This window comes from Streptomyces atratus, assembly GCF_014648655.1.
Lineage (GTDB): Bacteria > Actinomycetota > Actinomycetes > Streptomycetales > Streptomycetaceae > Streptomyces > Streptomyces atratus.
In genome coordinates, this window is the sequence record NZ_BMRN01000003.1 from 70,031 (window position 1) to 82,644 (window position 12,614).

A 12,614-nucleotide genomic window follows, 5' to 3' on the forward strand; every position below is an offset into this window, starting at 1 on the left:
CGCCGGTTCGGATGGTGTGAGCGGTGCAGGTGCTTCAGGTTCAGCTGGAGGTCGGGCCGGATCCCGCGGAGGTCGGGAGGGCCCGTAGATGGGCGCGATCGAGACTGGTCGGGTCCGGGATAAGAGACGACGAGCCGCTGGCCGAGACGCTCATCCTGCTGATCTCGGAGCTGGTCACCAACGCGGTCGTCCACACCGGCTGTCCGGCCGTGCTGCGCATGCTGTTCGGCACGGCGGAAACGGCGGGGACGGCCGGGACCGTGCGGGTCGAGGTGGCCGACACCAGCTGTCGTCCGCCGCAGCAGCGCCACGCGGCGGGTGAGGACACCGGCGGCCGGGGCCTGGAGCTCGTCGACGGCCTCGCGGACCGCTGGGGCTGGCAGCCGGAGGGTGCCGGGAAGCGCATCTGGTGCGAGGTCGACCGGGGCGCCCCGGTGATCCAGGTGGTGCCGGTGCACCCGGTCGTGCAGAGCGTGCAAGGTGTTCATGGCGCACCGGGCGCGGCGGATGCGGACCGCGAGGCGTACGAGCCGTCACGAGTCATCACGCATCGCGCATAAAGGCTGAAGCGGTCGGTCCGGATTGCGGTACGGCGCCGGCCCGAGCCCCCTTCAGAGAACGGCGACCGGGGCGACCGGGGTGCCGGTCGCGCCGACGAACGGTTCCGCCATCGCGGAGAGCAGGAAGCTGTACCGCTTCTCTTCCGCACAGGCTGTGGACAACTTTTCCAGGTTCCAGTTCTGGCCCTGCAGCATGCCCATCTCGACCAGGTCCAGCGCATGCACCCCCAGCCACAGATCCTCGATCTCGGGCGGGAAGATCTCGAAGGTCAGGGTGTCATTGGCGACCGCCGCGACATCGCGCGCACGGAACCACTCGGGCGTCCTGATCGAGAGACCGGGCGATGGATAGGCATACGCATGCTTGTCGCCCGCCAGATAGGCCTGCACCTGCCCCGTCCGTACGAGCACGATGTCACCGGCCCTGACCCCGACTCCTGCCAGTTCCTCGGCCGCGTCCAGGTCCTCGGGGGTGACGGCATGGTCGCCGGGCAGCCTGTCCGTGCCGTGTGCGCGCGCCACATCGAGCAGCACCCCGCGCGAGACGATGTGCGGCGCCTTGTCGATCCCGCTGAACTGCGCGCCGCCGTGCGCGGTGATCGTGGCGGCCGGGCGGCCGTTGTAGATCTTCCCCGAGTGCGAGGCGTGGGTGAGGGCGTCCCAGTGGGTGGCCGTCTGCAGGCTCAGGACGGCTGTGTCGTCGCTGGTGGCGACGGTGCCGGGGCCGAAGAGCTCCTGATTGATCTGGACCATGGTGTGCAGCGGATTGATCCGCCCCGGGATCAGTCCGCTCTGGACGCCGTCCTGCTGGAGGGGGAGCGCGAGCGGGATGCGCAGCCCGGTGCGGACGGCGGCGACCGCCTCGCGTACGACCGCGTCGGTGATCAGGTTGAGCGTGCCGATCTCGTCGTCGGCACCCCAGCGGCCCCAGTTGTTGACCCGCTCGGCGATCTCGTGGAACTCGGCCGGCAGTGACACGGGGCCTCCCGGGGCTTGTGTTCGTGGACCTGATGACCCATAAAATCTAACGGTCCGTCAGAAACCGTGGGAAGGGTCCGGGCATGGGGAACTTCTTGGCAGGCAAAGTGGTCGCCGTGACGGGGGCCGGGCGCGGCATCGGGAGGGCGGTCGCACTCGCGGCGGCGGCCGAGGGGGCGAGAGTCGTCGTCAACGACTACGGCGTCTCCATCGAGGGCGGCGAGCCGAGCAGCGAGATAGCGCAGTCCGTCGTCAAGGAGATCGAGGCGGCGGGCGGCGAGGCGGTGGCCGTCGCCGACGACATCTCCACGATGGCGGGCGGGCAGCGGATCGTGGACACGGCGCTCGCGCGGTACGGGCGGATCGACGGGGTCGTGTGCGTGGCCGGGATCCTGCGGGAACGGATGCTGTTCAACATGTCCGAGGAGGAGTGGGACCCGGTGGTCGCCACCCACCTCAAGGGCACCTTCACCGTCTTCCGGGCCGCGTCGGCGGTGATGCGGAAGCAGGAGGACGGCGGCACGCTGATCGGCTTCACCAGCGGCAACCATCAGGGCAGCGTCGCCCAGGCCAACTACAGCGCCGCCAAGGGCGGGATCATCTCGCTGGTACGGAGCGCGGCGCTCGGCCTGCACAAGTACGGCGTCACGGCGAACGCCGTCGCCCCGGTCGCCCGCACCCGGATGTCCGCCAATGTGCCCATGGAACTCAAGGAGATCGGCGAGCCGGAGGATGTGGCGGCGCTCGTCGTCTACCTGCTCAGCGAACGGGCCCGCAAGGAGAAGATCACCGGCCAGGTGTACACGATCGCAGGACCGAAGATCGCGGTCTGGGCCCAGCCGAGGGAACTGCGGGCGGGGTACGCGGAGGGGGCCTGGACCCCGGAACGGATCGCGGACTTCCTGCCGGGGACGGTGGGCACGGACCCGATGCCGATGCTGGCGCAGCTGGAGGAGATGGCGGCCGCGGCGGCGGCGAGGGCGCGGCCGAACGCGTGACCTCCACCGGGGCTCCGCCCCGGCCCCGCTCCTCGATCGCCGGAGGGGCTGGATCTTCCGCCCGACACCGAGGAGTGGACGTGGACTTCGCATTCGACGCGGTGGACGACGCCTTCCGCCAGGAGGCCCGGTCCTGGCTGGAGGCCCACCTCACGCAGCCCTGCGCCGCCGAGGGTGGCCGCGCCTGGGAGCAGGAGCTGGGCCGGGCCGGCTGGATCGGTCTCGGCTGGGACAACCACGGCGCCGGCCACGGCAACCGGCATGCAAGCCTCACCCAGCAGGTCGTCTGGGCCGAGGAGTACGCCCGCGTCGGCGCCCCCGCCCGGGTCGGCCACATCGGCGAGAACCTCCTCGCCCCGACCCTGATCGCCTACGGCACGCAGGCGCAGAAACAGCGCTTCCTGCCCGCCGTGGCACGCGGCGACGAGCTGTGGTGCCAGGGATACAGCGAGCCGGGCGCCGGATCGGACCTCGCCGGGGTGCGGACGGCCGCCGTACCCGACAAGGGCCGCGGCGGCCACCGCGTCACCGGGCAGAAGATCTGGACGTCGCTCGCGAGAGACGCCGACTGGTGCTTCGTCCTGGCCCGTACGGAGCCCGGCTCCAGCCGCCACCACGGCCTGTCGTTCCTGCTGCTGCCGATGGACCAGCCGGGCAGGATCGAGGTGCGGCCGATCCGTCAGATGTCGGGTGCCAGCGAGTTCAACGAGGTCTTCTTCGACGGGGCGCACGCGCAGGAGTGTGTCGGCGGCGAGGGCAACGGCTGGGCGGTCGCCATGGGGCTGCTGGCCCTGGAACGCGGCGTCTCCACACTCGTCCAGCAGATCGGGTTCGCCGCCGAACTCGACCGGGTGGTCCGCGCCGCTGTCGACGGCGGCGCCGTCACCGACCCGGTACTGCGCGAGCGCCTCGTGAGGCAGTGGGCACAGCTGCAGACCATGCGCTGGAACGCCCTGCGCACCCTGGGCTCCACGGGCGACCCCGGCGCACCCAGCGTGGCGAAACTGCTCTGGGGCGGCTGGCACAAGCGCCTCGGCGAACTGGCCGTGGAGATCAGGGGCGCGGCGGGTGCCGTCGGCCCGGACGACTGGTCGGCGCGGACACCGTACGAACTCGACGAGGCACAGCGCCTGTTCCTGTTCACCCGGTCCGACACCATCTACGGCGGCTCGGACGAGATCCAGCGGAACATCATCGCCGAGCGGGTGCTCGGCCTACCGAGGGAGCCGAGATGAGAGGCGTCGTCTTCGACGGCAAGCGGACCGAGGTCGTCGACGATCTGGAGATACGCGACCCGGGCCCCGGTGAGGTGCTGGTGGCGGTGGCCGCGGCCGGGCTGTGCCACAGCGATCTGTCGGTGATCGACGGGACGATTCCGTTCCCGGCGCCGGTGGTGCTCGGGCACGAGGGTGCGGGTGTGGTGGAGGCCGTCGGTGCGGGCGTCGGTCATGTGGCGCCCGGCGACCATGTGTCGCTGTCCACGCTGGCCAACTGCGGGGCGTGCGCCCAGTGCGACCGGGGCCGGCCGACGATGTGCCGCAAGGCGATCGGGATGCCGGGAGCGCCGTTCTCGCGGCGCGGGAAACCGCTGTACCAGTTCGCGTCCAACTCGGCCTTCGCCGAACGGACCCTGGTCAAGGCCGTGCAGGCGGTGAAGATCCCCGCCGGTCTGCCGCTCACCTCGGCGGCCCTGATCGGCTGCGGGGTGCTGACGGGAGTCGGAGCCGTACTCAACCGGGCGAGGGTCGACCGGGGCGACACGGTCGTGGTGATCGGCACGGGCGGCATCGGACTCAATGTGATCCAGGGCGCCCGGATCGCGGGCGCCCTGACGATCGTCGCTGTCGACGCCAACCCGGCGAAGGAGGCGGTGGCGCGGCAGTTCGGTGCGACGCACTTCTTGACGTCGGCAGAGGGCGTACGGGAGATCCTGCCCAGCGGCGCGGACCACGCCTTCGAGTGCGTGGGCCGGACAGAACTGATCCGTACCGCGATCGATCTGCTGGACCGGCACGGCCAGGCCATCCTGCTGGGTGTCCCCGCGGCGACGGCCGAGGCGTCGTTCCTCGTCTCGTCGATGTACCTGGACAAGTCGATTCTGGGCTGCCGGTACGGCTCCTCGCGCCCGCAGCGGGACATCGCGCTCTACGCGGACCTGTACCGGGAGGGCAGGCTGCTCCTGGACGAACTCGTCACCGAGACCTATGCGGTGGAGGACTTCGCCAAGGCGGCGGACGACGCGCACCACGGCCGGGTGGCGCGCGGGGTGCTGGTGTTCTAGGCCCTGTGAAGGCCGTCCGGGGCCGGCGTCCTCCCGGACCGGCGAATCCCGGGCCCTCCTGTCCGGATCGCGCCGGGGTCGCGTGCCCCGGCGCCGCGCCCGGCCGCGTTGCCGGCGGTCAGTCGCCGAAGGCGCTGCTGTCGCGCCGGGTGACGCCGGGCCGCGTGTTCACGGACCACATGTGGGTGCACTGCGGGCACTGGAGGTGAACGACCGGTCCCTTGTTGGATATCAGATAGCGCCAGTGCTCACCGCAGGTGCGGAGGTCGGCGCAGTTCTCGCAATGACGGGCGTCGTCGCAGACGGGGCAGGGCAGCCAGGCGCGGCGGGCCACGTCCGCCTGCGGATCAATGGGCAGTCGCACGACCCGGTCCCCTTCCCGGCAGGACGCCGCTCGCCACCAGCAGGTCGTAGGTGCGCTGCTGTTCGGCGTCCAGGCCCGAGTAGAGGAGCGCATACGCCTCGTCCTCGCCCTGGAGGACGGCGACCGGGTCCCAGTCGGGCCCGAGTGCGGTCACGACCTCGGCCCGGCGCCGAGCTTCCTCGAACGTCAGATCGATCGTGAAGGGTATGAGGCTGTCTGGATTTCCCTTTTTCATGGCGAAACTCCCGAAGTGCCGGTGGAACTCCACATGCGTATCAGGCGGAAGCGGTGACAGGGAAGGGTGACCTAAGTCGCTCCGTGGAGGAGCGGCCCCCGGCCTCCGGGGAAGGAAGCCTCGGATCGGTCGGCGGGGGTGGGGCGTTGCCGGCGCCGGGGCCCCGGCGGCGGACGCGGTCCACGGGCGGCACTGTGACGTACTTCATGCGGTCGTCCGGGGCGTCGGGGCGGGGGGAATCCGAGCGATGCGGAGGGGTAACGGCTGGAGCGCCCGGTCAGGTCCTCCCCGCGCGAAATGTGCGTCGGTACACCGTGGGGGACACCCCCAGCGCCGCCTGCAGATGCTGCCGCAGCGATGTGGGTGTCCCGAAGCCCGCGTCCCTCGCCACCTGGTCGATCGACAGGTCCGTCGACTCCAGCAGCTGCCGGGCCCGTTCGACCCGCTGCCGGGTCAGCCACTGGACGGGACTGACCCCGACCTCCTCGCGGAACCGGCGGGTGAACGTCCGTACGCTCATCGACTCCTGCTGCGCCATGTCACGCAGCAGGATCGGCCGGTCCAGCCGCCCGAGCGCCCAGGCGCGCGCACCGGTCGTGGTCGCGAACTGTGCCTCGGGGACAGGGCGCTGGATGTACTGCGCCTGCCCGCCGTCCCTGTGCGGGGGCACCACCGTGCGGCGGGCGACGTCATTGGCGACGGCGGTGCCGTGGTCGCGGCGCACGATGTGCAGGCAGAGGTCGATTCCGGCGGCGACCCCGGCAGAGGTCAGGACGTCCCCGTCGTCGATGAACAGGACGTCCGGGTCGACCTGGACCTTGGGGAAGAGCTGCTGGAAGTGGTCGGCGGAGGACCAGTGGGTGGTGGCGGGGCGCCCGTCGAGGAACCCGGCGGCGGCGAGGACGTAACTTCCGGTGCAGATCGAGACGAGCCGGGTGCCCGGCCTGATGTACGCGAACGCCGCGGCGAGCTCGCCCGACAGTCTGCCCTCTTCGTGGACGGGGCCGAGTTCGTACGAGGCGGGGATGACGACGGTGTCGGCGGTGGCCAGTGCTTCGGGGCCGCGCTCGACCGTGATCGTGAAGTCCGCGTCGGTGGAGACCGGTCCCGGTGGGCGGACGGAACAGGTAACGACTTCGTACAGTTTCCGGCCCCTGTCATGCGGCTCGGAACTGAGCGCCAGGCCGAAGATCCTTTGAGGGATGCCCAGTTCGAACGGGAGCAGCCCGTCGAGGGCGAGGACGACGACTCTGTGCTTCACGGCAGGCCTCCCTTACCCCTAGTGGTATAGACCATAAACTGATACATGTCACCGACGTGAAGGAAAAGTCAGCAGAGCACGAGTGCATTCCCGGCGCGGCCCGCGCGAACGCACCCTCGCAGTCGTCCCCCTCGGACCCGTCGGCCGCCCTGCCGCCCCTGGACGCGCGCCGGGACGGCGAACGGCCGGGAAGCGAGCTCTGGAACCGTAACTTCCGGCTCTTCTTCATCGCCCGGACCGCCGCACTCTTCGGCGACGGCATGATCCCGGTGGCGCTCACCGCGGGTCTGCTGGGAGCCGGTCGCCCGCACGCGTCCGTCGGCTTCGCGCTGGCCGCCTGGATGGGCCCGCTGGCGCTCTTCGTGCTCTTCGGCGGCGTGCTGGCGGATCGTTTCACCCCGCGTCGAATGATGATCATCGCCGATGCGCTGCGGCTGGTCGGGGCGTCGGTGCTCGCCGTCTCCTTCGCGACCGGCAACCCGCCGCTGTGGGCGGTGTACGCACTGAGCGCGGTGGCCGGCGTCGGGGCCGCGCTCTTCCAGCCGGGCGTCGCGTCGACCGTGCCCCGGGTGTCGCTGGACGTGCAGCGCGGCAACGCGGTGCTTCGGGTCTCCGAGGCGCTGATGACGATGGCGGGCCCGGCCTTCGCGGGACTCCTGGTCGGACTCGCGAGCGCCGGAGCGGTGTACGCGGCGAACGCGGCGACCTTCGCGGTCTCCGGCGTCTGCCTCTTCCTGCTGCGGCTCGCCCCGATGCCGTCCGACGCGGCACAGCGTGGCACGTTCGTCGCCGAACTGGTCGACGGATGGCGGGAGTTCAAGGCCCGTAGCTGGCTGTGGGGGGTGATCGCGATCTGGACCGTGTACGGATTCACCGTGATCGGCCCGATGCTCCCGCTGACCGCGGTCGAGGTCACCGAGGCGCACGGCTCGGGGACGTACGGCGTGATGATGGCGGTGAACGGCGCGGGCAGCGTCGTCGGCGGGCTGCTCGCCCTGCGCCTGAGACCGCGCCGCCCGCTCGCGGCGGGCGCGATCGCGCTGACCGGGGTGTGTGTGAACCTGGTGGTGCTGGGGCTCGGGCTGCCGGTGTCCGCACTGGGGGTCGGGCAGTTCGTGGCGGGCGGGGTGTTCGCGTTCTGGCTGGTGATGTGGTCGACGACGGTCCAGACCCATGTCCCGCCGCAGGCGCTGAACCGCCTGCACGCGTACGACGTGGCGGGCTCCCTGCTGATGCTGGCGGCAGGCCGGGCACTGGCGGGACCGGTCGCGGACCGGCTGGGCGCACCGGAGGTGCTGCTGGCCGGAGCGGTGATCAACATGATGGTGGTGGCGGTACTGCTGGCGGCCCGGCCGATCCGGCGGCTGGAGCGGATCGGGTGAGAGGGGATCGGGTGAGCGTGGACGCACTGACGGCACGGGCCGTCACGGCCGGGGCAGCGGTGCTGACCGCCATCGCAGGGCTCGGGGTGAGGGCGTTCGCGAACGGAGACGTCGCCAAGTACGCCGGGGACGCGCTCTAAACCGTACTGATCTGCGCCCTGGTCGCCGTGATCGCACCCCGCGCGCGGCCGGTCACCAAGGCCGGGACGGCGCTGGCGTTCAGCTGGGCGGTCGAGCTGCTGCAACTGACCGGGGTGCCCGCGGAGCTCTCCCGGCACAGCGCGGTGGCGCGGCTGGTCCTCGGCTCGACCTTCAACGCACCCGATCTGTTCTGGTACGCGGTGGGGGCGTCAGCGGCCTGGGCCGCATTCGCAGGGGCGGCGGCGGTGGCTCCGGCTACTTCCCCGGTTCGCCCGCGGTCATGGCCCGATTCTTGCGAAGCGTGTCCCTCCGGCCACTCGTGAGGGCGCACGCCATGACCCGATGCTGAGTGACGTGACCCAGACAACCGAAAGCGCCGCCCGGGACGACGACCGGCAGGCCACCTCCGTAGCCCCCGACAGGCGCTCCCGTCGGCGCGTTCACCGCGCCTGGATCGTCGCCGTCGTCACCTTCGTGACGATCATCGGCGGCGCCGCCTTCAACTCCCTGCCCGGCCTCCTCATCGACCCGCTCCACACGGAATTCGGCTGGTCGCGCGGGGAGATCGGACTCGCCGTCTCCATCGACATGGCGCTGTACGGGCTCACCGCGCCGTTCGCGGCCGCGCTGATGGACCGCTTCGGCATCCGCCGGGTCGTCGTCGTGGCCCTTTCCACGGTGGCGGCCGGGGCGCTGGCCAGCGTCTGGATGACGGCCTCCTGGCAGCTGATGATCTATTGGGGGCTGCTCGTCGGCCTCGGCACCGGGTCGATGGCGTTGGCCTTCTCGGCAACGGTCACCAACCGCTGGTTCGTCGCCCGGCGCGGCCTGGTCACCGGCATCCTCACCGCGGCGGGCGCCTCCGGCCAGCTGGTCTTCCTGCCGCTGTGCGCCTGGATCGTCGAGGAGCACGGCTGGCGCCCGGCCTCGGTGACCGTGGCCCTCGCCGCCCTGGTCGTCGTCCCGTTCGTCCGGCTCCTGATGCGCGACCACCCGGCCGATGTGGGCCTCGCCCCGTACGGCGGCACATACGTGGAGAAGCCCGCACCCGCACACGGGGCGGCGAGGCGCACCGTACGCGTCCTGTTCGACGCCGCCCGCACCGGGCCGTTCTGGCTGCTGGCCGGTACGTTCGCGATCTGCGGGGCCTCGACCAACGGCCTGATCCGTACGCACTTCGTGCCGTCGGCCCACGACCACGGCATGCCCATCACCGCCGCGGCCTCGCTGCTCGCCGTCATCGGGGTCTTCGACATCATCGGCACGGTCTTCTCCGGCTGGCTCACCGACCGCTTCGACGCCCGCCGGCTCCTCGCCGTCTACTACGCGCTGCGCGGCATCTCGCTGCTCTTCCTGCCGATGCTGATGGAACCGACGGTGCACCCGCCGATGGTCTTCTTCATCGTCTTCTACGGTCTGGACTGGGTTGCCACCGTCCCGCCGACGCTTTCCCTGTGCCGCGAGCAGTACGGCGAGGACAGCGCCATCGTCTTCGGCTGGGTCCTCGCCTCCCACCAGGTGGGCGCGGCCCTGGTGGCGTTCCTGGGCGGTGTGGCGCGCGATGTGTTCGGCTCGTACGACATGGTCTGGTACGCGTCGGGGGCGCTGTGCGCGATGGCGGCCCTGATGGCGCTGGTGATCCGACGGGTCCGGGAGCCGTCGGGCGTCGCCGCGGGACTCGGCTGACGGTGCCGGCCGGTCTCAGGCGGAGAGGTTCTCGGCGACCGTCAGGAAGACAGGGAAGTTCGCGATGTCGCTGACCGCGACGCTGCACCAGCGGCCGGATTCACCGGTCCTCATGATGTGAACCCTGCCCGCCCCGACCTGTATCTCCTGGACGTCGGACCAGGGGAGGTGACCGCTCCTGCTGGTGGTCACGCCGGTGCGGGAGAGCGAGAAGTCACCGAAGTTGACCCTCTGCCCTTCCAGGATCGATTCCAGGACCGCCGGTCCCTGGGCGCGGAGAACGGCCCCCTGCATATGAGGTCCCCAGGTTTGGGGGCCTTCGTAGAAATCCGTGATCGTCGCGTTGACGCGGCCCGGGGCGACCGCGGAGTAGACGTGGTCGATGGGGCCGGGGACACCGTTGATGATCTTCTGGCTGATGTTCTGGTAGAGCCGCACGGAGTCCCAGCGGATGGCGACCATGCCGTCGCCGGACTGCGGGTGCACGATCATTCCGTGCTCGAACAGATGGAGACGCTTGGCGGCCTGCTTTCTGCTGAAGTCCGGATACCGGCGCAGCCACCAGAAGAACATCAGGCCGGGTATCACGAACATCGCCAAGAGGTGGGCAATCGTGAAGATGTAGAGGGCAAAGAGCGGTTTGCTCAGGCGCTTCGGGCTGAAGGTTCCTTCCAGCGCGCCGAGTTGATGACGGGCGGCCAGTTCGGCGGCCTCAGGCGACAGATGGGGCTGTGTCGGTCTGGTCATCGCCGGGTCCTCTCGATCAGCTGGGCGAGCAGGCGGGTACGGGGGATCATTCGTCCGACCGCGAGGTGCGCGGTCACCGGCCCCGCCGCGGGTCGGTTTTCGTCGGTAACGACACGTTGCCCTCTCGGAGTTGATGCCGGAGAAGTCGCGGGGCGACGGTTCCGTCCGGCCCCGTCCCGCAAGCGCGACCACGTGATCGACGCTAGGGCGGGACAAGTCATTCCACCAGCGACTAGATTGCATGCGGGCCATGCTTGGGGGGAATGTGTTCGAGACCGACGCACTGCGTCTGCTGGTGACGGTGGCCGAGACCGGATCGTTCACGAAGGCCGCGGTCCGGCTCGACTACACGCAGTCCGCGGTGTCCCGGCGCATCGCCTCGTTGGAGAAGCGGGCGGGCGGGCCGCTGTTCGAACGGCTCGCCCGGGGCGTACGGCTGAACCCTGCCGGGCACGCGCTGCACCGTCACGCCGTGGAGGTGCTCGACCGTCTGTCGAGGGCGGAGCACGAGCTGACCGTGATCCATGCGGGGCATGGCGGGACGCTGCGCGTCGGGGCGTTCGCCACCGCCAACATCTCGTTGGTGCCCGCCGCTCTGCGGGCGTTTGTGCAGTCCAGACCGGATGTCGAGGTCATAGCGGCCGAGGGCCGGAGCGGTACGTTGATGCAGCGTCTCGCGGAGGGAGCGCTCGACCTCGCCGTGGTCAGCGACTACCCGTCCGGCCTGTCGTCGGCCGACGGTGTCACCACGGAGACTCTGCTGGTGGACGAGCTGCTCGTCGCTCTCCCGCGCAGCCATCGCCTGGCCGGATCCGGGGCGATCGATCTACGTGAACTGCGCAATGAGGCCTGGCTCCAGGACGCGCCAGCGGACCGGCCCATGATGCTCGCCGAGATCTGCGCACGGGCCGGCTTCAGGCCGAGAAAGACCATCCGGATCGCGGAGTGGACCGGGAAGTTCGGCTATGTGGCCGCCGGGCTGGGGGTCGCGCTGGTCCCGTCGCTGGCCGCTTGGGCGGTCCCGGCCGAACTCGCCCTCTGCCGGCTCGGCGACCTCGCCCCGCGCCGGACCGTACATGTCGCGCTGCCCGCAGCCCCGCTTCCGGCGGCACTGAAACTGCGGGATCTGCTGCACGACGCCGTCGGCTGAACCGCCGTCCGCCGGGCACGATCGGGACCATGGTGCGCGTTCACACGCCGGGCCGGGCCGGGCCGGGGCCGCGGTGAACGTTCACCCCCCGAGCGGCCCGAACCGCCCGAACACCCCCCGGTGGAACAGCAGCGGACCGTCCCCGTCCGCCGCCCCCAGCGCCTCCACCCGGCCGACCACGATCAGATGATCGCCCCCGGTGTGGACGGCCTGGATGCGGCAGTCGATCCAGGCCGGTACGGAGTCCAGCAGCGGCGACCCGGTCGCGGGGGCCGCCTCGTACGCCACCCCCGCGAACTTGTCGGCCCCGCTCACCGCGAAGCTCCGGCACAGTGCGCCCTGGTCCGCGCCCAGGATGTTGACGCAGAAGGCCCCGGCGCGGGCGATGCGCGGCCAGGTCGTCGACGTACGGGCGACCATGAAGGTGACCAGCGGCGGGTCGAGGGAGAGTGACGCGAACGACTGGCAGGCGAAGCCCGCCGGTCCCTGTGCGTCGTCCGGGTCGTGCGCGGTGACGATGGTTACCCCGCTCGCGAAGTGCCCCAGTACGCGGCGGAATTCGGCCGGGTCGACCGGCAGCCGCTCGTCGTCGGCGACGGCCCGCAGATCCGGGCGCGGCAGTGGGTCGACCGGCGCCGTCCCTGCGGTGGTGGCGGCGCCGACGGACCTGAGGTACCGGACGGCGGTGGCGGCCATGCCTGCGTGTCCCATCACGCCTTCCATTGAAACTGACGTAGCGTCAGATCGGAAGGGTTGAGGCGAAGACGGTTCGTGCACCGAGCCGCTGCCACGCCGTGGAACCGGTGCTGGTCCGGGTGAACCCTGCGACTC

General features: G+C 70.9%; 13 protein-coding genes and 1 pseudogene. 8 read left to right on the forward strand and 6 right to left on the reverse strand.

The genetic code is table 11. The annotated features are described in order from the left end of the window. Positions 1-23 precede the first annotated feature (23 nt). Entirely contained in the window at positions 24-560 is a 537-nt protein-coding gene (locus IEZ15_RS05900) for an ATP-binding protein (RefSeq protein WP_229845760.1), read from the forward strand. A 51-nt stretch (positions 561-611) separates the two neighbouring features. Here IEZ15_RS05900 and IEZ15_RS05905 read toward each other — a convergent pair whose 3' ends face one another. After that, positions 612-1,538 (reverse strand): cyclase family protein, encoded by a 927-nt coding sequence (locus IEZ15_RS05905; RefSeq protein WP_189274801.1) that lies wholly within the window; start codon positions 1,536-1,538, stop codon positions 612-614. 83 nt (positions 1,539-1,621) lie between these two features. Here IEZ15_RS05905 and IEZ15_RS05910 point away from each other — a divergent pair, with 83 nt between their 5' ends. The 3 genes from IEZ15_RS05910 (at position 1,622) to IEZ15_RS05920 (ending at position 4,817) form a co-directional block, all read left to right on the forward strand. Beyond that, the gene (locus IEZ15_RS05910) at positions 1,622-2,536 is read left to right on the forward strand and encodes an SDR family oxidoreductase (RefSeq protein WP_189274803.1); all 915 of its coding nucleotides are present in this window, start codon (positions 1,622-1,624) and stop codon (positions 2,534-2,536) included. Between the two features lie 80 nt (positions 2,537-2,616). Continuing rightward, positions 2,617-3,771, forward strand: coding sequence for an acyl-CoA dehydrogenase family protein (locus tag IEZ15_RS05915; RefSeq protein WP_114245972.1), 1,155 nt, complete (start codon positions 2,617-2,619; stop codon positions 3,769-3,771). Beyond that, complete coding sequence (locus IEZ15_RS05920; RefSeq protein WP_189274805.1) at positions 3,768-4,817, forward strand: Zn-dependent alcohol dehydrogenase; 1,050 nt, start codon at positions 3,768-3,770, stop codon at positions 4,815-4,817. The genes IEZ15_RS05915 and IEZ15_RS05920 overlap by 4 nt, the downstream gene beginning before the upstream one ends. 118 nt (positions 4,818-4,935) lie before the next feature. Here the strand turns inward: IEZ15_RS05920 and IEZ15_RS05925 are convergent, their stop codons facing one another. From IEZ15_RS05925 to IEZ15_RS05935, 3 genes are all read right to left on the reverse strand, one after another. After that, entirely contained in the window at positions 4,936-5,181 is a 246-nt protein-coding gene (locus tag IEZ15_RS05925; protein ID WP_189274808.1) for a hypothetical protein, read from the reverse strand. Then, positions 5,165-5,416 (reverse strand): DUF6400 family protein, encoded by a 252-nt coding sequence (locus IEZ15_RS05930; protein ID WP_114249221.1) that lies wholly within the window; start codon positions 5,414-5,416, stop codon positions 5,165-5,167. Before IEZ15_RS05930 ends, IEZ15_RS05925 begins: the two co-directional genes overlap by 17 nt. 277 nt (positions 5,417-5,693) lie before the next feature. After that, a complete protein-coding gene (locus IEZ15_RS05935) occupies positions 5,694-6,677 on the reverse strand; it encodes a GlxA family transcriptional regulator (RefSeq protein ID WP_189274810.1) in 984 nt (327 codons plus the stop codon). Between the two features lie 149 nt (positions 6,678-6,826). On the opposite strand from IEZ15_RS05935, the gene IEZ15_RS05940 reads away from it, so the two are divergent. The 3 genes and pseudogenes from IEZ15_RS05940 to IEZ15_RS05950 all read left to right on the forward strand — a co-directional run bounded on the left by IEZ15_RS05940 (position 6,827) and on the right by IEZ15_RS05950 (position 9,886). Beyond that, positions 6,827-8,059, forward strand: coding sequence for an MFS transporter (locus IEZ15_RS05940; RefSeq protein ID WP_229845786.1), 1,233 nt, complete (start codon positions 6,827-6,829; stop codon positions 8,057-8,059). Continuing rightward, positions 8,056-8,523, forward strand: a pseudogene (locus IEZ15_RS05945) (ribosomal maturation YjgA family protein). The gene IEZ15_RS05940 and the pseudogene IEZ15_RS05945 overlap by 4 nt, the downstream one beginning before the upstream one ends. 19 nt (positions 8,524-8,542) lie before the next feature. Further along, positions 8,543-9,886 carry an MFS transporter gene (locus tag IEZ15_RS05950; protein ID WP_189274811.1) on the forward strand — a complete coding sequence of 448 codons (1,344 nt, stop codon included), beginning with the start codon at positions 8,543-8,545 and terminating at the stop codon, positions 9,884-9,886. Positions 9,887-9,901: 15 nt separating this feature from the next. Here the strand turns inward: IEZ15_RS05950 and IEZ15_RS05955 are convergent, their stop codons facing one another. Then, a complete protein-coding gene (locus IEZ15_RS05955; protein WP_189274813.1) occupies positions 9,902-10,633 on the reverse strand; it encodes a DUF6585 family protein in 732 nt (243 codons plus the stop codon). Positions 10,634-10,898: 265 nt separating this feature from the next. On the opposite strand from IEZ15_RS05955, the gene IEZ15_RS05960 reads away from it, so the two are divergent. Then, a complete protein-coding gene (locus IEZ15_RS05960) occupies positions 10,899-11,783 on the forward strand; it encodes a LysR family transcriptional regulator (RefSeq protein WP_189275351.1) in 885 nt (294 codons plus the stop codon). 81 nt (positions 11,784-11,864) lie between these two features. Here IEZ15_RS05960 and IEZ15_RS05965 read toward each other — a convergent pair whose 3' ends face one another. Further along, entirely contained in the window at positions 11,865-12,479 is a 615-nt protein-coding gene (locus IEZ15_RS05965) for a flavin reductase family protein (RefSeq protein WP_189275353.1), read from the reverse strand. Positions 12,480-12,614 lie beyond the last annotated feature (135 nt).